This window comes from Dietzia sp. IBK-p2-16D (assembly GCF_057773085.1).
The window spans coordinates 175,049-197,796 of the sequence record NZ_JBYMTL010000001.1 but is presented as its reverse complement, the minus strand read 5'-3'; the positions used below and the strand labels follow the sequence as shown (position 1 = coordinate 197,796).

22 protein-coding genes are annotated in these 22,748 nt (G+C 70.0%); 13 read left to right on the top strand and 9 right to left on the bottom strand.

Annotation, left to right across the window (positions count from 1 at the left end):
- Positions 1–211 precede the first annotated feature (211 nt).
- From AC3DE3_RS00970 to mptB, 4 genes are read right to left on the bottom strand one after another with little or no spacing between them, the layout of a single operon-like run.
- Entirely contained in the window at positions 212–1,195 is a 984-nt protein-coding gene (locus tag AC3DE3_RS00970; protein WP_488368684.1) for a COX15/CtaA family protein, read from the bottom strand.
- Positions 1,196–1,233: 38 nt separating this feature from the next.
- Positions 1,234–2,025, bottom strand: a complete 792-nt coding sequence (locus AC3DE3_RS00965; protein ID WP_260487557.1) for an ABC transporter permease — start codon at positions 2,023–2,025, stop codon at positions 1,234–1,236.
- A complete protein-coding gene (locus tag AC3DE3_RS00960; RefSeq protein WP_260487556.1) occupies positions 2,022–2,957 on the bottom strand; it encodes an ABC transporter ATP-binding protein in 936 nt (311 codons plus the stop codon). The genes AC3DE3_RS00965 and AC3DE3_RS00960 overlap by 4 nt, the downstream gene beginning before the upstream one ends.
- A 25-nt stretch (positions 2,958–2,982) precedes the next feature.
- On the bottom strand, positions 2,983–4,569 hold the full coding sequence (gene mptB / locus AC3DE3_RS00955; RefSeq protein ID WP_488368683.1) for a polyprenol phosphomannose-dependent alpha 1,6 mannosyltransferase MptB: 1,587 nt from the start codon (positions 4,567–4,569) through the stop codon (positions 2,983–2,985).
- A 158-nt stretch (positions 4,570–4,727) separates the two neighbouring features.
- Here mptB and AC3DE3_RS00950 point away from each other — a divergent pair, with 158 nt between their 5' ends.
- The 8 genes from AC3DE3_RS00950 (at position 4,728) to AC3DE3_RS00915 (ending at position 12,147) form a co-directional block, all read left to right on the top strand.
- Positions 4,728–5,465: a helix-turn-helix transcriptional regulator gene (locus AC3DE3_RS00950; RefSeq protein WP_488368682.1), complete on the top strand. Its 738-nt coding sequence runs from the start codon at positions 4,728–4,730 to the stop codon at positions 5,463–5,465.
- Positions 5,462–6,913, top strand: coding sequence for a Fe-S cluster assembly protein SufB (sufB, locus tag AC3DE3_RS00945; protein ID WP_260487553.1), 1,452 nt, complete (start codon positions 5,462–5,464; stop codon positions 6,911–6,913). The genes AC3DE3_RS00950 and sufB overlap by 4 nt, the downstream gene beginning before the upstream one ends.
- Positions 6,914–6,918: 5 nt before the next feature.
- Positions 6,919–8,127, top strand: coding sequence for a Fe-S cluster assembly protein SufD (sufD, locus tag AC3DE3_RS00940; RefSeq protein ID WP_488368681.1), 1,209 nt, complete (start codon positions 6,919–6,921; stop codon positions 8,125–8,127).
- Positions 8,128–8,182: 55 nt separating this feature from the next.
- Complete coding sequence (gene sufC, locus AC3DE3_RS00935) at positions 8,183–8,953, top strand: Fe-S cluster assembly ATPase SufC (RefSeq protein ID WP_260487551.1); 771 nt, start codon at positions 8,183–8,185, stop codon at positions 8,951–8,953.
- Positions 8,954–8,971: 18 nt separating this feature from the next.
- The gene (locus AC3DE3_RS00930; RefSeq protein ID WP_488368680.1) at positions 8,972–10,231 is read left to right on the top strand and encodes a cysteine desulfurase; all 1,260 of its coding nucleotides are present in this window, start codon (positions 8,972–8,974) and stop codon (positions 10,229–10,231) included.
- Positions 10,228–10,680: a Fe-S cluster assembly sulfur transfer protein SufU gene (gene sufU / locus AC3DE3_RS00925; protein WP_120283272.1), complete on the top strand. Its 453-nt coding sequence runs from the start codon at positions 10,228–10,230 to the stop codon at positions 10,678–10,680. The genes AC3DE3_RS00930 and sufU overlap by 4 nt, the downstream gene beginning before the upstream one ends.
- A 17-nt stretch (positions 10,681–10,697) precedes the next feature.
- Complete coding sequence (locus tag AC3DE3_RS00920; protein ID WP_371517556.1) at positions 10,698–11,156, top strand: metal-sulfur cluster assembly factor; 459 nt, start codon at positions 10,698–10,700, stop codon at positions 11,154–11,156.
- A 136-nt stretch (positions 11,157–11,292) separates the two neighbouring features.
- Positions 11,293–12,147 (top strand): hypothetical protein, encoded by an 855-nt coding sequence (locus AC3DE3_RS00915; RefSeq protein WP_488368679.1) that lies wholly within the window; start codon positions 11,293–11,295, stop codon positions 12,145–12,147.
- On the opposite strand, the gene AC3DE3_RS00910 is transcribed toward AC3DE3_RS00915, so the two are convergent.
- Positions 12,109–13,329, bottom strand: a complete 1,221-nt coding sequence (locus tag AC3DE3_RS00910) for a lycopene cyclase family protein (RefSeq protein ID WP_488368678.1) — start codon at positions 13,327–13,329, stop codon at positions 12,109–12,111. The two genes, AC3DE3_RS00915 and AC3DE3_RS00910, sit on opposite strands and share 39 nt — an antisense overlap.
- 36 nt (positions 13,330–13,365) lie before the next feature.
- Between AC3DE3_RS00910 and AC3DE3_RS00905 the strand changes: the two genes are divergently transcribed.
- The 5 genes from AC3DE3_RS00905 (at position 13,366) to AC3DE3_RS00885 (ending at position 18,104) form a co-directional block, all read left to right on the top strand.
- Positions 13,366–14,160 (top strand): thioesterase family protein, encoded by a 795-nt coding sequence (locus tag AC3DE3_RS00905; RefSeq protein ID WP_488368677.1) that lies wholly within the window; start codon positions 13,366–13,368, stop codon positions 14,158–14,160.
- 432 nt (positions 14,161–14,592) lie between these two features.
- Positions 14,593–16,224, top strand: coding sequence for an ABC-F family ATP-binding cassette domain-containing protein (locus AC3DE3_RS00900; protein WP_260489118.1), 1,632 nt, complete (start codon positions 14,593–14,595; stop codon positions 16,222–16,224).
- Between the two features lie 236 nt (positions 16,225–16,460).
- A complete protein-coding gene (locus tag AC3DE3_RS00895; protein ID WP_488368676.1) occupies positions 16,461–16,901 on the top strand; it encodes a universal stress protein in 441 nt (146 codons plus the stop codon).
- 113 nt (positions 16,902–17,014) lie between these two features.
- Positions 17,015–17,362 carry a hypothetical protein gene (locus AC3DE3_RS00890; protein ID WP_260487544.1) on the top strand — a complete coding sequence of 116 codons (348 nt, stop codon included), beginning with the start codon at positions 17,015–17,017 and terminating at the stop codon, positions 17,360–17,362.
- Between the two features lie 112 nt (positions 17,363–17,474).
- A complete protein-coding gene (locus tag AC3DE3_RS00885) occupies positions 17,475–18,104 on the top strand; it encodes an HNH endonuclease (RefSeq protein ID WP_488368675.1) in 630 nt (209 codons plus the stop codon).
- Position 18,105: 1 nt separating this feature from the next.
- On the opposite strand, the gene AC3DE3_RS00880 is transcribed toward AC3DE3_RS00885, so the two are convergent.
- The 4 genes from AC3DE3_RS00880 to AC3DE3_RS00865 all read right to left on the bottom strand — a co-directional run bounded on the left by AC3DE3_RS00880 (position 18,106) and on the right by AC3DE3_RS00865 (position 22,657).
- Positions 18,106–19,692 carry a pyridoxal phosphate-dependent decarboxylase family protein gene (locus AC3DE3_RS00880; protein WP_488368674.1) on the bottom strand — a complete coding sequence of 529 codons (1,587 nt, stop codon included), beginning with the start codon at positions 19,690–19,692 and terminating at the stop codon, positions 18,106–18,108.
- Positions 19,689–21,071, bottom strand: a complete 1,383-nt coding sequence (locus AC3DE3_RS00875; protein ID WP_488368673.1) for an MFS transporter — start codon at positions 21,069–21,071, stop codon at positions 19,689–19,691. The genes AC3DE3_RS00880 and AC3DE3_RS00875 overlap by 4 nt, the downstream gene beginning before the upstream one ends.
- Before the next feature lie 127 nt (positions 21,072–21,198).
- Entirely contained in the window at positions 21,199–22,041 is an 843-nt protein-coding gene (locus AC3DE3_RS00870; RefSeq protein ID WP_260487541.1) for an aldo/keto reductase, read from the bottom strand.
- A 46-nt stretch (positions 22,042–22,087) separates the two neighbouring features.
- On the bottom strand, positions 22,088–22,657 hold the full coding sequence (locus AC3DE3_RS00865) for a TetR/AcrR family transcriptional regulator (RefSeq protein ID WP_067714355.1): 570 nt from the start codon (positions 22,655–22,657) through the stop codon (positions 22,088–22,090).
- Positions 22,658–22,748 lie beyond the last annotated feature (91 nt).

Sequence of the window (22,748 nt, the reverse complement as noted above, 5' to 3'; positions counted from 1 at the left end):
GCACACGACAGCGGCCCCGCCGATCGGCGGGGCCGCTGTCGTGTCTGCGGTCGTCCGGGTGCGCGCCCCGAATGGACCGGAGGGGGCGCGCAGCGGGCGGCCATCCGTACAGAGACGACGCGCACCTCGCGGCGCACCACCGGGGTGGACCTCGCGGCGCACCTCGGGGTGCCCCACCGGGGCGCCCCGCCGGGGTGGAGACGGGATCGACCTAGGCGGGCACGTGGTCTCTGATGACCCCCGCCGCCCACAGTGCCCCGGTGACGGCGGTGATCGCGCCCGCGAGGGTCACGTGCGCCACGACGAGGAGTTCGGGGACCCCGAGCTGGTACTGGGTGATCCCGATGACCGCTTGCGCCGCGATGAGCCCGATGAGGATCGCGCACCGTCGGATCGCGGGGCCCTCCGTGCGCAGGGCGATGAGCCCGGCTAGCAACCCGATGAGCAGGCATACGTAGCCCACCATGAGTTCGGCGTGGAAGTGCACGAGCCACTGGATGGGCATCTGGAGTCGATCCGCGGCGGTGATGCGGGCGTCGCCGGCGTGGGGGCCGGCGCCGGTGACCATCGTCCCCGTGGTCAGCACCCCGGTGAGCAGGACGGCCGAGAGTACGGTCAGCCACGTCATGGGCCTGGGCATGACGCGCCGTGGCGGCGCCGTGTCGTCCTCGCCGATGCGGGCGAAGAGCACGGCCGCGAGCCAGGCGAGGATCATCGAGGGCAACAGATGCAGGGCCACGGTCCACCAGACGAGGCCGGCCAGGACGGTGATCCCACCGATGACGGCCTGGGCGACGATCCCGGCGGGCATCGCCAGGGCCAGCCAGATGAGCCCGCGGCGACGTCCGGCACGCAGCAGCGCCAACAGCAACGCGGCGGCCACGGCCACCAGGACGAACGTGAGCAGCCGGTTGCCGAACTCGACCGCCTGGTGCAGGGCCGGTGCCGCGCCCGGGACGGGGACGAAACTGGCCTCGTTGCACTGCGGCCAGGTCTCGCAGCCGAGGCCGGAGGCGGTCACGCGGACGGTCACGCCGGTGGTCATGATCCCGATCTGGGCGATGACGTTGGCGAGTGCGACGCCCTTCTGGACCCGGATCGACGGCACGGGCAGGCGGGACAGTGGTCCAGCGGATCTCCCGGGGTCGCTCGCGGCCGGGGTTCCGGAGGTCGGGGCGTGCGATGTCGAGGTCACGGCCCCGATTCTAGGCCGCGACGGTCGGACGTCTGCTATCAGGTGAAGGAGAAGTGACGCACGGCGAATCCGCCGCACACGGCGGTCCAGACGAGCAGGGACAGCGCCGCCAGTGCGGGGACGCCGCCGCCGAGCGCGGTGACCAGTGCGGTGGTCAACGCGTAGGAGGGGACGACGACGAGGAGGTCACTCAGCGCGGCGGGGAGATCGACCACCCCGATCGCGAGACCGGCGCCACCGATGAGGACGAACCAGATGAGGTTGGCCAACGCGAGGACGATCTCCGCCCGCAGGGTGCCCCCGAGCAGGAGACCCATGGACGAGAACGCCACCGAACCGAGGGCTATCACGAGCGCCCCGACCGCCAGTCCGGCCGGGTCGGGCCGCCATCCCAACAGTGCGGCGATGATGCCGAGTACCACGGCCTGCCCGGACACGAGCACCAGGGTCGCCAGGATCTTGCCGATGATGATGACGCTGGGCGGCAGGGGAGTGCCACCGAGACGCTTGAGGGCTCCGTAGCGCCTGTCGAAGCCCACCGCGATCGCCTGACCGGTGAAGGCCGTGCCCATGACGGAAATGGTCAGCACGGCGGTGATCGCGTAGTCGATCCGCGGTTCGGGTACCGCGCCGAACTCGACCGCGGTGAGGGCGAACAGGATGGCCACGGGTATGACCAGGGCCACGAGGAGCTGTTCGCCGTTGCGCAGGAACAGGGCCAGTTCCATGCGGGTCTGGGCGGCCGTCATCCTGGCCGGGGAGGCCGGGGCGGACGGTCGGGCGAAGGTCCCGGGGGCGAAGCGGTTGCCACTGGTCGGGGTGTGGGTCATCGCAGTTCCCGTCCGGTCAGGTCGAGGAAGACGTCCTCGAGGCTCCTGGTGCGGGTGGCCAGGGAGGTGAGTTGGATGCCGGACCGCTCGAGGGCGGCGCACATGGCGGTCATGATCTCGGGGGAGACCGGGCCGTGGACCTCGAGGACGCCGGCCGCGGTCCCCGCCGTGACCGTGTGTTCCTCGCCGAGTGCGCCGGCGAGCACGGACGGGGACACCTCGCCGTCGACGACGAGGGTGACGCCCTCGGCGGTTCCGGCGCGTTCGAGTTCCGCCGGGGTCCCGGAGGCGACCCGTCGGCCGTGGTCGATGATGACCACCTCGTCGGCCAGCGCGGCCGCCTCGTCCATGAGGTGCGTGGTGAGTACCACCGCGGCCCCGTCGCGACGCAGGGCGTGGACGAGGTCCCACACGGCACGGCGCGACTGGGCGTCGAGGCCGGCGGTCGGTTCGTCGAGGAAGACCAGTTCCGGGCGCCCGATCACCGCGATCGCCAGCGACAGACGCTGCTGTTGGCCGCCGGACAGCCGTCGGTACGGGGTCCGTGCGTGCTCGGTCAGCCCGAGTTCGCCCAGCAGCCAGGCCGGATCGAGGGGATCGGAGTAGTAGGACGCCACCAGCCGGAGCATCTCCCCGACCCTGGCGGCGGGGTAGGAGCCGCCACCCTGGAGCATCATCCCGATGCGGCTGCGGACCCGCTGTCGATCGAGGACCGGATCCAGTCCCAGGACCTTCACGGTTCCCGCGTCGGGGCGGACGAATCCCTCGCAGATCTCGACCGTCGTGGTCTTCCCGGCGCCGTTGGGTCCCAGCAGCGCCATGACCTGTCCGCGCTCGAGCCGCAGGTCCAGGCCGGCCACGGCGGTGGTCGCGCCGAATCTCTTGACGAGCCCCTCGACGTGCAGAGCGGGCGGGGTCGGCGGGGAGGTCACGGGATCCGAGTGTAGGCCGGTCCGGCTACCGGAAGCGCAACAGCCCCGGCCACCGGAACAGCGCGACGAGCAGCATGGCGACGGCCACGACGGTCGCCGCCCAGGCCTGGACGGTCACGAACGGCGGCAGTCCCGCACCTGGCGGGAGGGTGAAGCAGGCCAGCACGGCGCTGACCGCCACCACCGGCAGCCGGAACTCCATCCGTGAGGCCCATGCGGCCAACGGGACCAGGGCCCACAGGACGTACCAGGGCTGCACCACGGGGAAACACAGGACGATCGCGGCCATGGACACCCCCAGCCCGCCGACAGGGTTGATGCGGCCCGACTGGACCGCGAACAGCATGCGGACGGTGAACGCGCCGGCTGCGACCAACGCGGCGGTCTGCACCATGACGAGGATCTGTTCCGTGTGGTCCCCGAGACCGAGGTACTGACCGATGCCGCCGATGATCACGCCGATCGCGGTGGGCGGGGAGAGCCAACTCCGGAGTGAGGTGGCCGCGCCGAGTTTGGTGATCCACCCGAGACCGGACGAGGTGACGAGCATCGCCAGCCCGGTCGTCACCCCGCTGATCAGGACCATGGTCGCCGCCGCGCGCAGGGTGGCGGACCAGCTCGCCCCCCAGCGTCGCGCCAGTGCCATCCCGATGAAGCCCAGGGCCACCACGGTGGGGAGTTTGACCAGGGCCGAGCCGGTGACCAGGACGGTGCCCAGGACGAACACCGCGGTGTTCCGCCACCCGGATCCGGAGGCGTCCACCGCGCGGAGGGCCAGCACGAGGCCGATCGCGAGCAGGCCCATCATGAGCGATTCGGAGTGGATACCGGAGACCAGATGGAACAGCACGAGGGGGTTGGCGACGGCCAGCCAGAGGGCGGCGACGTCGGACACACCGCAGTACTCGGCGAGCCGGGGGACGGCCCAACCCAGCATGAGGATCCCGAGCACCGCGACGACCCGGTGCAGGATGGTCCCGAACAGCACGTCGTCGCCCGTGAGTCCGTGGATGGCCTTCTGCACCCCCAGGAACAGCGGGCCGTACTGGTTGGGCGTGTCGCGCCAGATGTCCGGGACGTTGATGGTCAGGGCGTGGGAGGTTCCCAGCGCGGAGACCGGGCCGAGTTCGTAGGGGTCGTCGAGTTCGTTGCCTATCGCCCCCTGGGCGAGATAGCTGTAGACATCCCGACTGAACATCGGTGGCGCCAGCGCGAGGGGGAGTGCCCACGACGCGATGACCCGGTCGAGCGTCGCCCGGTCGATACGACCGCTGATCCGGCCCCGCCGGTCCTGACCCAGCACGTACGGGGCCAGGAGCAACCAACAGAGGGTGACGGTCACCATGCCTGCCATGACGACCGTCATCGAGGACTGTTGCAGTCGCAGCCACAGCCCGAACAGACGCTCACCGGCGATCGGGTTCTGCAGGACGGGCAGTGCCCCGGCCCCGAGCGCCCCGACCGCCATGGCGACGGCCGCCGTGGTGCCGAGGCGTCGGATGCGACGCAGTCGGGCCAGCTCCGCGGACACCGGGGACCCGGTGGACTGCTCCTGCGCGTGGAGTCGGGAGGTCACCGACCCGGCGCCGCGCATCGGGGAATCGCGTGCCACAGTCCCGACCCTTCCTCCACCGCCGCTGTCGTCGCACACCTCACCCCGGCAGGGCACGCCCGGGGGTGGGGGGAATATTTCCGAAACAGAAGTGTTGCGTAATATCAGGAGGTGCGTCCCGACCGGGCGCACCGAGCATAACCGGAAGGGAGTGGCGCATGAGCGTGCAGCACGTGTTCGACAGCACCACGCGTCCGGACACCCGCTCGTCGATCCGTGAGCTCCTGCTGGAGCGCGGAGCCCTCACCGCCGTGGAGATCGGGCACGAACTCGGGCTCACCGCCGCCGGTGTCCGACGCCACCTGGACCACCTGGTCGAGTCCGGCGAGGTGGAGGCCGTCCGTACGCGGCCGGCGGGCACCCGCGGCCGCCCCGCCAAGGCGTTCCAGATGACGGCCACGGGCCGCAACACCGCCCGCCACGGGTACGACCACCTGGCGGTCGAGGCGTTGACCGCGCTGCGTCGCATCGGTGGCACGGCCGCCGTCTCGGAGTTCGCCCGGGAGCGGGTGCGCTCGGTGATCGGGCACGTCCGTCCCGCCGAGGGGCCGCACGACGTCGAGCGGGCGGCCGCCGACATCGCCACCGCCCTGTCCGGGGCGGGTTACGCGTCCTCCGTCGAGGAGGCCGGCACGGGACTGCAGATCTGCCAGCACCACTGCCCGGTGTGGAACGTCGCCTCCCGGTTCCCCGAACTGTGCGAAGCCGAGCAGGAGGTGGTGGCCGAGATAGTGGGCACCCACGTCCAGCGGCTCGCCACCATCGCGGGCGGAAACTGCGCCTGCACCACCAACATCCCGACCGGGACCGTGATCGTGAGTGATCTCGCGGCCACGATCCCCGCACCGGCCGACGCGTCCGCGTCGGCACCGACCGCCGAAAGGACAGTGCGATGACCATCACCCCCGATCAGGTGACGGCCGACGTCACGGAGCCGACCACCGATGAGGAACGAATCGCCTCCATCGGCCAGTACAACTACGGCTGGCACGACTCGGACGACGCCGGTGCCACCGCGCAGCGCGGCCTGTCCGAGGCGGTCGTGCGTGACATCTCCGCCAAGAAGAGCGAATCCGACTGGATGCTCGACAAGCGCCTCAAGGCCCTGAAAATCTTCGACAAGAAGCCGATGCCCACCTGGGGATCGGACCTGTCCGGTATCGACTTCGACAACATCAAGTACTTCGTCCGTTCCACGGAGAAGCAGGCCACCAGCTGGGAGGACCTGCCCGAGGACATCAAGAACACCTACGACAAGCTCGGCATCCCCGAGGCCGAGAAGCAGCGTCTCGTGGCGGGCGTGGCCGCCCAGTACGAGTCCGAGGTGGTCTACCACCAGATCCGTGAGGACCTGGAGAGCCAGGGCGTCATCTTCATGGACACCGACACGGCGCTCAAGGAGCATCCCGAGTACTTCGAGGAGTACTTCGGCTCCGTCATCCCCTCCGGTGACAACAAGTTCTCCGCCCTCAACACGGCGGTCTGGTCCGGCGGGTCGTTCATCTACGTCCCGCCGGGTGTGCAGGTGGACATCCCGCTGCAGGCCTACTTCCGTATCAACACCGAGAACATGGGCCAGTTCGAGCGGACGCTGATCATCGTCGACGAGGGCGCCTACGTGCACTACGTCGAGGGCTGCACGGCTCCGATCTACAAGTCGGACTCGCTGCACTCCGCGGTCGTCGAGATCGTCGTCAAGAAGGGCGGCCGTTGCCGCTACACGACCATTCAGAACTGGTCGAACAACGTCTACAACCTCGTCACCAAGCGTGCCCGCGCCGAAGAGGGCGCCACCATGGAGTGGATCGACGGCAACATCGGTTCCAAGGTGACGATGAAGTACCCGGCCGTCTGGCTGACCGGTGAGCACGCCAAGGGCGAGGTGCTCTCGGTGGCGTTCGCCGGGGAGGGACAGCACCAGGACACCGGCTCCAAGATGCTGCACCTGGCCCCCAACACCTCCTCGAACATCGTCTCCAAGTCGGTGGCCCGTGGCGGTGGACGCTCCGCGTACCGAGGTCTGGTCCAGATCAACGCCGGTGCGAAGGGCTCCAAGTCCAACGTCGAGTGCGACGCCCTGTTGGTCGACAACATCAGCCGGTCCGACACCTACCCCTACATCGACATCCGCGAAGATGACGTCACGCTGGGGCACGAGGCCACGGTCTCCAAGGTGAGCCAGGACCAGCTGTTCTACCTCATGAGCCGCGGCCTCGCCGAGGACGAGGCGATGGCCATGATCGTGCGTGGTTTCGTCGAGCCGATCGCCAAGGAACTCCCCATGGAGTACGCGCTCGAGCTCAACCGCCTGATCGAACTGCAGATGGAAGGATCGGTGGGCTGACCACTATGACCGACACCACCACCCCCGAGACCGGGTCCACCCCGGCACCCCTGACGGACCGCTACGGCGTCCCCGTCGACGCCACCAAGGGCGACCAGTTCGCGTCGTTCGACGTGGGCGCCTTCGAGGTACCCAGCCACAAGGACGAGATCTGGCGCTTCACCCCGCTGCGTCGTCTGCGCGGTATCCACGACGGCTCCAACATCACCGCGACCGGTCGCCTGCTGGCGTCCGTCGCCGAGCACGACGGTCTGACCGTCGAGACGGTCGCCATGGACGACAAGCGCGTCGGCGAGGCCGGGGCCCCCCGCGACCGCGTCGCCGCGCAGGCGTTCAGCTCCGCCGCCGAGGCCACCGTCATCACGGTCGCCAAGGAGACCGTGATCGACGAGCCCGTCTACGTCACCGTCGACGGCCCGGGCGAGGGCGAACTGGCCTACGGCCACACCCAGATCCGCCTCGAGGCGTTCGCCAATGCGACGTTCGTCGTGGACCAGCGCGGCGGCGGGACGATCGCCGAGAACGTCGAGTTCATCGTCGGCGACTCCGCCCACCTCGAGGTCGTCCTCATCCAGGACTGGGACGACGACGCCCTGCACCTCGCGGGTCACCATCTGCAGGTCGGCCGCGACGCGACACTGACCTACACGACGGTGACGTTCGGTGGCGAGCTCGTGCGTGTCTCCCCGTTCGCACGGTTCACCGCTCCCGGCGGCACGGTCACCCTCAACGGCCTGTACTACGCCGACGACGGGCAGCACCTCGAGCACCGTCTGCTCGTGGACCACTCGGAGCCCAACTGCACCTCGCGCATCCTCTACAAGGGTGCGCTGCAGGGCGACGCCAAGTCGAAGCTGCCGGACGCCCACACCGTCTGGATCGGTGACGTGCTCATCCGCGCGGCCGCCGTGGGAACCGACACCTACGAGATGAACCGCAACCTCGTGCTGACCGACGGCGCCCGCGCCGATTCGGTGCCGAACCTCGAGATCGAGACGGGCGAGATCGCCGGGGCCGGCCACGCCAGCGCCGTCGGGCGGTTCGACGACGAGCAGCTCTTCTACCTCATGTCGCGGGGCATTCCCGAGGACGTCGCGCGGCGTCTCGTGATCCGCGGGTTCTTCGGCGAGGTGATCAACCGTATCGGCGTGCCGGAGGTGCGCGAGCGGATCACCGAGGCCGTCGAACTGGAGCTGGAGTCCTCCGGCATCTGACGAGCCCGCCCAGAACTTCCCCCACGACCTCATACACAGATTGCGAGCAACTCCCATGACCACTCTCGAGATCAAGGGCCTCACGGCCCGCGTCGCAGCGACCGAGGACTCACCCGAGACCGTCGAGATCCTCAAGGGCGTCGACCTGACCATCGAGTCGGGCCAGACCCACGCCATCATGGGGCCCAACGGCTCCGGCAAGTCCACCCTCGCGTACGTCATCGCCGGTCACCCCAAGTACGAGGTCACCGGTGGCACCGTGACTCTCGACGGGGAGGACGTTCTGTCGATGGAGGTCGACGAGCGGGCCCGCGCGGGCCTGTTCCTGGCCATGCAGTACCCCACCGAGATCCCCGGGGTCTCCACGGCGAACTTCCTGCGTTCCGCCGCCACCGCCGTCCGCGGTGAGGCCCCCAAGCTCCGCCACTGGGTGAAGGAGGTCAAGGAGGCCATGTCCGACCTCGACTTCGACCCGGCCTTCTCCGAGCGCAGTGTGAACGAGGGATTCTCCGGCGGTGAGAAGAAGCGCCACGAGATCCTGCAGCTCGACCTGCTCAAGCCGAAGATCGCCGTGCTCGACGAGACCGACTCCGGCCTCGACGTGGACGCCCTGCGCGTGGTGTCCGAGGGTGTCAACCGCTACAAGGCGGAGGAGAACGGCGGCATCCTGCTCATCACGCACTACACCCGCATCCTCAAGTACATCACCCCCGACAGGGTCCACGTGTTCGTCGACGGCCGCGTCGCCGCCTCCGGTGGCGCCGAACTGGCCAACGAGCTCGAGGCGAACGGGTACGAGTCGTACCTGACGCCGGCGAACGCCTGACCGGACAGCTGGGAGAACATGACCTCGACCCTCGATCTCACCGCCGTGCGCTCGGATTTCCCGATCCTGCAGCGGACGGTCCGTGACGGAAAGCCCCTGGTCTACCTCGACTCCGGGGCGACCTCGCAGCGCCCGCTGCAGGTATTGGACGCGGAGCGGGACTTCCTGCTGCACTCCAATGCGGCCGTCCACCGCGGCGCGCACCAGCTCGCCGAGGAGGCGACGGACGCCTATGAGGGCGCCCGCGCGGACATCGCGCGGTTCGTGGGTGCCCACGTCGACGAGCTGGTCTTCACCAAGAACGCCACCGAGGCGCTCAACCTCGTGGCCTTCGCCCTGGGCGACCAGCGCTTCGGCGAGTACGCGGTGGGCCCCGGGGACGAGGTCGTCATCAGCGAGCTCGAGCACCACGCGAACCTGGTGCCGTGGCAGGAGCTGTGCCGACGGACCGGTGCCACGTTGCGCTGGTACGGGGTGACCGACGACGGTCGGATCGACCTCGACTCGCTCGAGCTCACCGACGCCGTCAAGGTCGTCGCACTGACCCACCAGTCCAACGTCACCGGCGCGGTGACGGACGTCGCCCGCGTGGTGGAGTCCGCCCGGGCCGTCGGCGCGCTCGTCGTGCTGGACGCCTGCCAGTCGGTGCCGCACATGGCGGTGGACTTCCACGCCCTCGGCGTCGACTTCGCGGCGTTCTCCGGCCATAAGATGCTCGGGCCCACCGGCATCGGCGTCCTCTACGGCCGGCGCGAGTTGCTGCGGGCCATGCCCCCGGTCCTCACCGGCGGGTCGATGATCTCCACCGTCACCATGGAGGAGACGACCTACGCCGACCCGCCCCAGCGATTCGAGGCCGGGGTGCCCATGGTGTCCCAGGCGGTCGGGCTCGCCGCGGCGGTGCGCTACCTCGAGCGGGTCGGGATGGAGACCATCGCCCGCCACGAGGAGTCCCTCACCGTGGCCGCGCTCGACGCCCTCGGCCAGATCCCGGGGATCCGGATCGTCGGCCCGACGGACATGGTCTCGCGCGGCGGCGCCGTCTCCTTCGTCGTGGACGGCATCCACGCCCACGACGTGAGCCAGGTGCTCGACGACGACGGTGTGGCCGTCAGAGTGGGGCACCACTGCGCGTGGCCGCTGCACCGGCGTCTCGGCGTGCAGTCCACCGTGCGGGCCTCGTTCGCGCTGTACAACACCCTCGACGAGGTCGAGGCTCTCGCGAGGTCCCTGCGCCGGGCCCAGCAGTTCTTCGGAGTGGAAGGGGCACTCACGTGAAACTCGAGCAGATGTACCAGGAGGTCATCCTCGACCACTACCGCCGTCCGCAGCACAGCGGACTGCGGGAGCCCTTCGGCGCCGAGGTGCACCACGTCAATCCCACTTGTGGCGACGAGCTGACACTGCGGTTGCGGTTGTCCGACGATCTCGCCACCGTGGAGGACGTGTCCTACGACGCGCAGGGATGTTCCATCAGCCAGGCCTCGACCTCGATGATGGCCGAGTTGCTGGTCGGCCGTCCCGTGGCGGAGTCGCTGGAGGTGGTCGACGCCTTCCAGGCGATGATCTCCTCCCGCGGACAGGACGAGGGCGACGAGGAGATCCTCGACGATGCCGTGGCGCTGGCCGGGGTGTCGAGGTACCCCGCGCGCGTCAAGTGCGCACTGCTGGGCTGGATGGCGTTCAAGGACGCCCTCGGCCGACAGACCGAACACCATCAGGAGTGAGTGACATGACTGAGCAGATGACCCCTGCCAACGATCCGTCGGTCGACGAGTCCGCGTCGACCGAGGAGAACGCCACCCCGGCCGGAACCGTCTACAACGGCGAGTTCCGCCCCGACCCCAACCGGCCGGAGCAGTCCGAGGAGGACCTGGCCCTCGTCGCGGACCTCGAGGAGGCCATGCGCGACGTGGTCGACCCCGAGCTCGGGATCAACGTGGTCGACCTCGGGCTGGTCTACGACATCTGGGTTCGCCCGGGTGAGACCGAGGGCTCGACGATCGCCCGCGTCGACATGACGTTGACCTCCGCGGCCTGCCCCCTGACGGACGTCATCGAGGATCAGGCCCGCAGCGCGACGATCGGCGCCGATCTTGTCAACGACCTCGAGCTCAACTGGGTCTGGATGCCGCCGTGGGGACCGCAGATGATCACCGACGACGGCCGCGAGCAGCTCCGCGCCATCGGCTTCACGGTGTAGCCGCGCCCCGGTCACGCGACAGAGCGCCCGCCCCCTCGAGAGGGGGCGGGCGCTCTTCGTGTCCGGGTCGTTCTTCCGGCCGGGGGCCAGACGACCTGATTGGCTGTTCCGTTCACCGGCCGTTTACGCTGAATACATGTCTCGCCCCGCTGACCGACCGTCAGACCGTCCGGTCGGCGGACCCTCCGGTGGCCCGATCGACACCCCGTCGGATGAGGACCGCGGCGCGGCGGACGCCGCGGCCGGTTCTCAGGACCGGGCCCGGGCCCGGGCCCGGACGATGAGTCTCACCAAGGCGACCGCGTGGGTGGTGCTGCCCCCGTCGATCCTGCTCGCGCCGCTGTCCGGCTTCCTGCTCCTCATGGTCCACCGCACGGGCAGCGACCAGCCCTGGCACACCTGGAACCTCCTGTGGACGGCCTTCGACATCGGCGCCGAGGGCAACATCGCGGTGTGGTTCGCCTCGACGATCTGGCTCCTCGTCGGTATCTTCGCCGCCCTCGCCGCTCTCACCGCCGACAGGTTCCAGAAGTCGTGGTGGCTCTTCGCCGCGGTCGGCGTCACCGCCTCGGTGGACGAGGCCTCCGCCCTGCACGAGCGATTGTTCGTGGTGGGGGACAGGATGGCCCCGTACCTGCCGTTCGACACCTTCTACAACTGGGTGATCCCCGGCGCGATCATCGCGCTGGTCGTCGGAGCGCTGCTGATCCGCCTCGTGTTGGCGCTGAAGCGTCGGGTGGTTCTCGCACTGATCCTCTCGGCCGTGGTCTTCCTGACCGGCGCGATCGTCATCGAGAGCCTGACCGGTCTCGTCCACCGCGCGGACGCCGGCATGTCGACGCCCTATCTCGTCCTGATGTACATCGAGGAGACCTTCGAACTCGTGGCCGTGGCCGTCGCGGCCGTGGCGCTGTCGACCATGTTCCACCTCTCGCGGCGTCCGGGCGGCCTGTCACTCACCTTCGACGGGTACCGTCCGCGTTCCGGCTGAGGTGATCGGTACACCCCCGCCCGACGTACGAGCCGACGGGCGCAGCACCGCCGCGACCATCCCGGACTTGTTCCGGGCGGGCATGGAGAACCACATGCCCCACATGGCGGCGGCCACCTGGTAGGAGGGGCTGGCGGCGTCGAGGAACCAGCGCTGACGGCGACCGTCGAGTCGACCGAAGGCGTTGAACAGCGCCCGCAGGGTCCCGTCATCGGCCCGCAGGAGGACACGTAGTCCGACACCGTGGAGGGCCGTGCTCAGCGGCGACCGCGGTGCCGGCAACGGGTATCCCGCCTCGATCGCGTGCACCGCCGCCGGCACCGCCGCCAACATCGCCGCCACCGAGTACCCCGTCGCCGCGTGCCCGTGGCCACCGGCGGTCCCGAACGCCTCGACCCGCGGGTCCTTCGGCAGCCCGGGGCGGGGCAGGAGCGGGATCCGTACGCGCTCGACGGACAGCGGTGACGCGATCGCCGCGGGGGACACCCCCCGGCCCGCCAGTCTCGAGCGGAGCCGGCTCGCCAGGACGGCGGGATCCGGAGCGGGCAGGCCCGCCAGACACGTCTCCTCCAGCAGTACCCGGTCCGGTCCCACGGGGATCGCGTACAGGAAGCTGGGCCCGACCTCGTCGTCGTCGTTCCGGCCGCGGAGATAGTCGGTCCGCCAGTCCATGAACAGCGCGTTCTCCCCGCCCAGCGCCGGCGCCGCGTCGGCCGCGTCCACGACGATCCCGTAGGCGGTCTGGAGGGGCCCCCGGTTGAGCCGGCCGCCGGCGCCGCGGCAGTCCACCACGCGGTACGCGCGGGCGGTGAGGGCCCGGACCCCGGTGTCGTCGACCTCCGCGCGTTCGACGGTGACGCCGGGGCCGAGTGGCAGCGCGCGGCGCAGGGCCTCGTTGTCCAACACGGCGTACTCACGGTGCACCACGGCCCTGTCGGGCGCGTACAAGGCGGCATCCGGCACGGTGTGGGCGAGCACGTCCACCCCGCACGCCCCGGGCCGGAGCCACGGAGGGACCTGATCGGCCCACACCGAGAGGGTCTGTCGCCACGGCGCATCCGGGCGCGGGTCCAGCGCCAACACGGTGAGACCAGCTGCGGCACAGCGGGAGGCGAGCGCGCGGCCGGCGGGACCGAGCCCGACGACAGCGACGTCGTACAGACCGCCACCCGTAGCATTCATCAGGATCGACACTACCGCCCGCACGAGAGGGGACCCATGTCCGACGCGTTCTACCAGCAGGTCGACGAGGCCCGCTTCGAGTCCACGGCACTCACCGCCGGGCCGTGGTCCGCCGAGGCCCAGCACGCCGGCCCGCCGAGCGCGCTGCTGGTGCGGGCCATGGAACGGGCCGGCTCCGGCTCCGACTCCGCCCCGGACATGAGACTGGCGAGGGTGTCCGTCGACGTCCTGGGCCCCGTGCCGGTGGCGCCCCTGGACATCGAGGTGCGCACGATCCGACCCGGGCGCAGCGTGGAGCTGCTCGAGGCGACCGCGTCCGTGGGCGGCCGGTCGACGTTGGTCGCGCGCGGCTGGCTGATGCGGCGCACTCCCGAGGACTATCCCGTGGTGGGCGATCACGCGGCGCCGCCGGTGCCCGAGAGGCGCGAGCGCGATCCCATGATGAGTTTCGCCCACGCCGGCGGGTACCTCTCCGTGGTCGACTTCTCCTACGAATCCGGCGGCGGGGACGAACTGGGTCCGGCCCGGGCGTGGGGGCGGGCGCGGGTCGACCTGGTCGCCGGGGATCGGATGACCGGGTGGCAGCACACCGTGGTGGTGGCCGACTCCGCGAGCGGTGTCTCCCTGGCCACCGACCCGGTCGACCACCCGACGATCAACTGCGACCTGGTGGTCTCCCTGCACCGCGAGCCCGCGCCCGGCTGGGTGCGCCTGGATTCGGAGACGATCGGCGGGCCCGGCCACGGGGTGCTCACCGACACCCTGCTCTCGGACGACCACGGTCCGATCGGCCGCAGCGTGCAGAACCTGTACGGGCGCAGCGGGGGTTGAAGGCGGGCCGGGCGGGGTGGCCAGGCTTTTGCAGCCGCCCCTCACGATGGCGCCTGGCCTGCCCCGATGCGCAGGCGAGACGCCATCGTGAGGGGCGAGGAGGGCTGTCGTGGACATCTGCAGAAGCGAGACGCCAGGGCCAGGAGCGGCTGCACACAGCGGACGGGCCGCGGCCAGCAGGACGCGACGCCGCCAAGGCGCCGACCTCATCCGACGTACGCCAGTCAGGCCGCCCACAGGTCGCAGCGACCGACGCGCGGCAAGAGAATCCGCCGGAAGGCGAACTCGGCGCACGCTCTCTGGTCGCGGAGACCCACGTCACCGGACTCGTCGGCGCACTCGCGCCGCAGGTAGAGTGGCAGGTCGGCCCGAACTCGTCAGCGGGCGGGCCGCCGACTCTTCCCCGAACGCTACAGCGAGGTACCCGCGCACGTGATCACCATCGACGACCTCGAGGTGCGCGCCGGCGTGCGCACCCTGCTCCACATGGACGGGTCCTCGCTGCGGGTCCAGCCCGGCGACCGGATCGGCCTGGTGGGACGGAACGGCGCCGGTAAGACGACGACGATGAGGATCCTCGCCGGCGAAGGTGAGCCCTACGCCGGGAAGGTCATCCGGACAGGGGACCTGGGTTATCTGCCGCAGGACCCCCGTGAGGGCAACATGGACCAGCTCGCGCGCAGCCGGGTCCTCTCGGCCCGCGGACTGGACGTGATCATGGCCGACATGACCGCCGCCCAGGAGCAGATGGTCGACGCCCCGGACGACAAGGCCATGGACAAGGCCGTGCGCCGGTACGGCCGGCTCGAGGACGAGTTCTCCGCCCGCGGCGGGTACGAGGCCGAGAGCGAAGCGGCGCGGATCTGCGCGAGCCTCGGGCTCGAGGACCGGATCCTCACCCAGCATCTGGGCACCCTGTCCGGCGGGCAGCGTCGGCGCGTGGAGCTGGCGCGGATCCTGTTCGCCGCCTCCGACGGGGCCGGCAAGTCGCAGACCATGCTCCTGCTCGACGAGCCCACCAACCACCTCGACGCCGACTCCATCACCTGGCTGCGCCAGTTCCTGGAGAAGCACGAGGGCGGCCTGATCATCATCTCCCACGATGTCGAGCTGCTCGAGGCCGTAGTGAACAAGGTGTGGTTCCTCGACGCCGTGCGCGGGGAGATCGACGCCTACAACATGGGGTGGCAGAAGTACCTCGACGCGCGCGCCACCGACGAGGCACGCCGCCGCCGTGAGCGCGCGAACGCGGAGAAGAAGGCCGGCGCACTGAAGATGCAGGCCGCCAAGCTGGGCGCCAAGGCCACCAAGGCCGCCGCCGCCAAGCAGATGATCCGCCGCGCGGAGACCATGATGAACGAGCTCGACGAGGTGCGCGTGTCGGACAAGGTCGCGCACATCAAGTTCCCCACGCCGGCGCCGTGTGGCAAGACCCCGATGTTCGCCAAGGGGCTGACCAAGATGTACGGCTCGCTCGAGGTGTTCGCCGGCGTCGACCTGGCGATCGACAAGGGCAGCCGCGTGGTCGTGCTGGGTTACAACGGCGCCGGCAAGACCACCCTGCTCAAACTGCTCGCCGGGGTGGAGCGCACCGACGGCGAGGGCGGGGTCGTCTCCGGCCACGGGCTCAAGGTCGGCTACTTCGCCCAGGAGCACGACACTCTCGACATGGACGCCAGCGTGTGGGAGAACATCCGCCACGCCGCGCCGGACGCGGGGGAGCAGGAGCTGCGCAGCCTGCTGGGGGCGTTCATGTTCACCGGCCCGCAGCTCGAGCAGCCCGCCGGCACGCTGTCCGGTGGTGAGCGCACGCGTCTGGCGCTGGCCGGGCTGGTGTCCTCGGCCGCCAACGTGCTGCTGCTCGACGAGCCCACCAACAACCTCGACCCGATCTCGCGAGAGCAGGTGCTCGACGCTCTACGCACCTACGAGGGTGCGGTCGTCCTGGTCACCCACGACCCGGGCGCTGTCGAGGCGCTCGAGCCGGAGCGGGTCATCATCCTGCCGGACGGCACGGAGGACCTGTGGAACCAGGAATACATGGAGATCGTCGAACTCGCGTAACCGAGCGAAGCGAGGGCACGCGACGTTCGCGCACGCTCCCGTCGAACTCGCGTAACCGAGCGAAGCGAGGGCACGCGACGTTCGCGCACGCTCCCGTCGAACTCGCGTAAGCGGGTTTTTCGGTCGGCTCTGGCAACTTCCTCACAGGGTGCGGCCACCGGGGCTACGGTGGAAGGTGTCGTCGGTGCACGACAGTCCGGAGCGCCGTCGGCGATCTCGCCCGAGGAGGCATGCTCATGGACACCAGACCAGTCGTCGTGGGAGTGGACGGGGGCCCTGACTCCCTGGCCGCTCTGCGGTGGGCGGCCGAGTACGCCCGCGCCGTGAACGCACCGTTGATAGCTCTCACCGCCTATGACCTACCGACCGTCTATGGTCCCTACGCCATGGCCGGGTGGGAGAGCTCCTCCGAGTTGGAGGCCGGGGCACACGCGATGCTCGAAGGTGCGGTGAACGACACCCTGGGTTCAGATTCCGGTGTCCAGCTGGCCGTTCTTCGAGGACATCCCGCAGAGTCGCTGGTCGCGGCGTCCAGGGATGCCCGGTTGCTGGTGGTGGGCAGTCGCGGCCGAGGTGGTTTCGCGGCGATGCTGCTCGGCTCGGTCAGCCAGCACGTCGTGCCCCATTCGCACTGTCCGGTCGTCGTCCTGCCGCACTCCCGGGACGAGACCGAGTAGCGGCCGACATCCTTCAGGTTGCGCCCCACACCGCGTCTGCACCGATGGAGTCGAGAGTCACATAGGGAACCCTTATGTGACGAGTCGGCGCGTTGACCTGAGATGATCGCGGAATGGACATCGCCTTCAGTATCGTACTGATCCTGCACTTCATCGGCCTCGCCGGCATCATCGGCGGCTGGCTCGCCACCATCAAGGCCCCGTACATGGCCAAGGGCATTCTCCACGGAGCCATTCTCCAGGTGGTCACCGGAATCCTGCTGGTCGGGCTGCGCGAGATGCAGGACGCCGACGTCAATCACATGAAGATCGGCATCAAGCTCCTCGTGGCCGTTGTGATCCTCGTGATCGCGATCATCGGCGTCCGCAAGGAAGCACGGGCGCAGGGGACCACCCGGACGCTCGCCAACGTCGCCGGCATCCTCGGCATCGTCAATGTCGCGATCGCGGTCCTCGTCTGACGCATCCGAGCCCTCGACATCACGCCCCCCGACCTTCCTGGTCGGGGGGCGTGTCGCGTAAGAATCCGTCATCCTGGGTTCACGCCAGTGCGCGCGTGGGAAAGGGCACGACATGAACGACAGTCAGCGCCACGTACCCGATGCGAGTTTGGGCGTCCCGAATCTCGAGGACAAGGCGGACGTGCTGGCGGATGTCGCAGATGCGATCGAGACTGCGGGGCTCGACGAGGGCAGTCGGATACTCGGCCTCCGATACCCGTTCGCTCCGGTGGAGAAGACTCCCCGCAGTTACACGGAACGCAGGTCGTTGCGTCTCTTCTACCGCGACGGGTTCCTCGATCGCTACAGCGGGACGCGTCTGGTCAACCCCGGAGCTCTGCGGCTGCTCTCGGTACTCCTTCCGGAGGACTTCCCCGCGGATCCGAACTGGGCGATGTCGAGATCGCACTTCGCGTTCTGGGAGTTGTTCCCGACTATCGACCACCTGCACCCGGTGTCCCGTGGGGGAGAGGACACGGAGGCCAACTGGGTGACGACGTCGATGCTGCGCAACTCCGCGAAGGCGCATTGGACGCTCACCGAACTGGGGTGGAGACTCCACCCCCAGGGCGATCACGCGCAGTGGGACGGGCTGACCGACTGGTTCGTGCGGTACCTCCGGACGAATCCCGCTCCGATCGCGGTCCCGTACATCGGTCGGTGGTTCCGGGCGTCAGTCGAGATCCAGGCGGAATTCTCCTGAATCACTCCATCACCGCGGCGAGGTAGGCCCGGACGAGGCGGGCGCCCACGTCAGCGGGCAGCCGTTCTATCGCCGCGAGCAGCGGCGCCATTCCGCCACCGCCTCCCTCGGCTCCGACCTCGTCGGCGGCGAGAACGCCACCCACGAGCGCATGCACCTCATCCTCCGGCAGGGCGAGCAGGTCGGCAGGGGAGAGGGCGCCCGAGTCCAGCGCGTCGAGCACGTCGGCGAACCCCGCGGGAGGAGCGGGCGCCGGCTGTCCACGGACCTCATCGGCCGCCTCGCGCGCCACGCGGAGGATCTCCTCGACGAGCCGTTCGGTCACCGGGGTGATGGTGAGATGAGACGACGACGACAAGGTCCCCCGCTCCTGGCGGTAGGTAGGTTGCGCCTGGACGGCGATGCCCCTCCGGGCGCAGGCATCCGCCCAGAGGTGCGGGTGGACGCGTCGGCCTGTACCTGCGGACTCGTCGGCGACGACCGCGAGCAGTGGGCCGGAGTCGCGGTCGAGGACCCGCAACCCCTCGATCCCGGACAGTCCGGCGACCAGCCGGTCGGTCGCGCGGGCGGTCCGGGCGACCAGTTCCCGTTGCCCGTCGTCGCCGAGTGCCTCGAGCACCGCCCACGCCGCCGCCGCGGGTTCGAGGGGCTTGGACCCGGCGAGCGTCGGGTTGACCACCGGGTAGCCCGGCCAGTCGACGGTGGCGAACCATGCCGCCCGGTGTCGCTCGCGTCCCCGGGTGAGCAGGACCGAGGTGCCCTTGGGGGCGAAGCCGTATTTGTGCAGGTCCGCGGAGATGCTGGTGACCCGCCCGACCCGCAGGTCCCACGGGGGCATCGGGTTCGCCCCCGAAGTACTCGGCGCGGCGGGGTCCGGCACGGGCCAGAACGGCAGCACCAGGCCGCCGAGGCAGGCGTCGACGTGCAGCCCGATCCGCGGATCGAGACCGGCCTCCAGTCCGGCGGCGACCTCGGCCACGGGGTCGATCACGCCGTTCGGGTACGCGGGGGCCGAACACACCACCAGCACCGTGTCCTCATCGACCGCGGCGAGGAGCTCGGCGGCGGTCACCCGCCCCGTCCCGGGATCGACCTCGACGCCGACGAACCTCAGGCCCAGCAGGTGCGCGGCTTTGCGGAACGCCGCGTGCACCGTCACCGGCGCGACGATCGTCCCACCGTCGCCCGGCTGTCGACCGGAGACCTCGCGGGCGGCGAGGCAGGCGAGTATGCAGCTCTCGGTGCCACCGGACGTGACGTTCCCGTAGATGTCCCCGCCTTGCGCGTCGCCACCCTCGCCACCCTCGCCCGTTGATCGCCCACGGAGAATGTCGCGCACACGGGCGACTATGCCGCCGTGGATCCGGGCGACCGAGGAGAACACCGTGGGATCGAGCCCGTTCACGCCGTGAGCCAGCCGGGCGGCGCGGGTCGCGAGTTCGTCGAGTTCGGCGAGCCCGGAATCGTAGACGTACGACAGGACCCGGCCCCCGGTGGTCGGCGGGTCCTGCGCCCGCATCGCGACGAGGCGGGCCAGGGCGTGTTCCCCGCGGTCGGTGATCTCCAGGGAGAGGGGATCGGGTGTCATGATCGCTCCGTCCATCGGGGATAGGACCGGCCCAGCGTCCGGATCAGCAGCAGGCTAGCGCCCGCGAGAAGCGCGGGGACCAGTGAGAACGCCAGGACGATGGCCCACTGCGCCGTCCCGGGTTGATCGGACACCCCGCCGGAGCGAAATCCCCCGACCGCCAACAGGGCGAGCACGACGACCGGGCCCAGGGCCATCGAGCCGGTCTCCGACGCCGTCCACAGGCCGCTCATCGCGCCACTTCGTCGTCGTCCCCCCAAAATGCGGTCCAGGTCAGTGCAGTCGGGCAGCATCGACATCGGTAGAGCCTGCATTCCCGCGTACGCGACACCCGCCATTGCCACGGGCACGTGAACCCAGGCGCCTGGGGAGAAGCCGGCCGGGATGAGCAGCAGGGTCGCGACCGTGAACAGCGCCGTGGCCGCGGCCAGCGCCGGCACCTTCCCGCGGGCGCGCGCGAGTCGGGTCCACAGGGGCATCACCAGCAACGCCGGGCCGACCAGGGCCAGGAACAGCCCGGTCAGGGCGGTCTCGTCGCCCAGAACGTAGGTCGCCACGTACTGGCCGCCCGCGAGCATCACGGCCGTCGCCACGGCCTGCAGGCAGAACACCGCGACCAGCAGCCGGAACGGGCGGGTGACCCGCAACGCGTCGAGCCCGTCGCGGTATTCGTGGGCCAGCCCACCGGCCGGGGCGTCTGCCCGCATAATCGTGCGGCGGCCCGCCACGAACGTCGACCACAGCATGCCCACCAGCATCAGTGCGGCCACACCGACGGCCATCGCCACGTATCCGGTCGCGCCGCCACCGGCCGCGTCACGCAGTGCCGGTCCGCCGCCCCCGGTGAGTAGGATCGCCGCGGCGAGCACAGCCACCCGCCAGGCCAGGAGCGTCACGCGGGCGGCGGCGTCATCGGTGAGTTCGGCCGGCAACGCGAGGTAGGGCACCTGGAAACACGAGTAGGCGATCGAGGCCAGAAGGAAGAACCCCATCACCCACACCCCGGCCGCGCTCGTGCTCCAGCCGGTCGGCGCCGAGAAGGTCGCCACGAACAGCAGCGGGAGCGCCAGTGCCCCGAACAGCATCAGGCCCGTGCGATAGCCGCTGCGGTGGGACGCCCGGTCCGAGATCGCGCCGATGAGCGGGTAGGCCAGGACGTCGATGACCTTGGGCACCAGCACGAGCACCGTCGCGACCGCGGCCGCCACCCCGATCGAGTCGGTGAGGTAGTACGCCAGCACCAACCCGGGCAGGGTGCCGAACGCACCCGTCCCCAGGCTGCCCGCCGCGTACGAGGCGAGGACCGGGGCGGTGGTGGACCGGTCGGTCACTGTCCGGCCCGTGGCCGGCTCCCCGCCCGTGGCCGCGGTGGTGGTCATGGACCGACTCTAGGGCGCTTGCGGTCCGTCGCGCCGTCGAAAAGAGCGTTCCGCACACCTGCCTCTCGGCAAACGTGTGCGGAACTGTCTTCGCGACGGGGTTGCGCGACGGGGTCAGGCGGTGGGGTCAGCCACGCCAGTCGAAGGTGTCCGGATCCGGGCCCGAGCGGGTGCCGTTGTGCAGGGCCGTGATCGAGGCCATCTGCTCGTCCGACAGGTCGAAGTCGAAGACCTCGAGGTTCTCGCGCATGCGGGCCGGGTTGGAGGACTTGGGGAAGACGATGTCGCCGCGCTGGAGGGTCCAACGCAGGACAACCTGGGAGACAGTCCTCCCGACCTGCTCGGCGAGCGCCTGCAGCTGGGGATCACCGAAGACCGCACCCTGGGCGAGCGGGCTCCACGCCTCGACCGCGATGCCCCGCTCGACGCACGCCGCGCGCAGGTCGTCGTTGACGAAGTACGGGTTGGACTCGATCTGGTCGACCGTCGGTGTGCTCAGGCCCGCCTCCGCCAACCGTTCGAGGTTGGCGGCGGTGAAGTTGGAGACGCCGATCGAGTCGACGGCCAGGTCGGCGCGGATCTCCTCCATCGTCTCCCACACGGTCGCGACGTCGTCGTGCATCGCCAGCGGCCAGTGCACGAGGTAGAGGTCGATGCGCCCGCCCAGCGCCTCGAGCGAGCGCTCGGTGGCCTCACGTGCGGCGGTGCGCTCGTGGAAGGTGTTGTTGAGCTTGGTGGTGATCCAGAACTCGTCGCGCGGGATGCCGGACGCCGCGACCGCCCGGCCGACACCCTCCTCGTTGCCGTACATCTGGGCGGTGTCGAGGTGGCGGTACCCGGCTTCGATCGCGTCGGTGACGACCTTCTCCGTGTCGGCGGGCGGGACCTGGAAGGTGCCGAATCCGACCTGGGGGATCGAGCGGCCGTCGTTCAGGGTGAGCTGCGGGATCTGCGTGTCAGGTGTGGACATGCGACCAACGTACGCCCGCACCTGGGGATCGCGCAGGAGAGGATGCTCACCCCTGCCCGGTGCGCAGAGAGGCCTCGACGAGGTCCAGCATCTCGCTGACATGCTCGGTGCCGCGACCGGTCGCCAGGTGCGTGATGAGGCCATCGAGCACGATGTCGAGGTAGACACGCAGCACGTCCGCGGGGATATCCGTGCGCATCCGTCCGGAGGCCTTCTGCTCCCGGAGTCGCGCGACGACCGCGGCATCGACCTCCGCCTGACGGTCCGTCCACCGCTCCCGGAACTCCGGGTCGGTCCTGATCCGCCGGGCGATCTCGAGCCGCGTACCGAGCCACGAGAACTCCTGGGGGTCGGCGAGGATCTCCCTCATCACCTGCACCAGACCCTGCGCGGCCACGGTGGCGGCCATTGCCGCGGCGTCGTCGTGGGCCAGTGCGAGGAAGAGCGCGTCCTTGTCGTCGAAGTGGTGGAAGATGGCGCCCCGGCTCAGCCCGGTGGCCTCCTCCAGGCGACGCACGGTGGCACCCTCGAACCCGTACTCCGCGAAGCACTCGCGCGCGCCGGACAGGATCTGGTGTCTCCGGGCGTCCATGTGGTCCTGACTGACCCTGGGCATGTCACTACTTTCCTTCGGATACACCGCGGCGGTGCGCAGTTTCCTCGCCTGAGCTGGGGAAACCGCGCACCGCCGTCGATGTGGGAGGCCG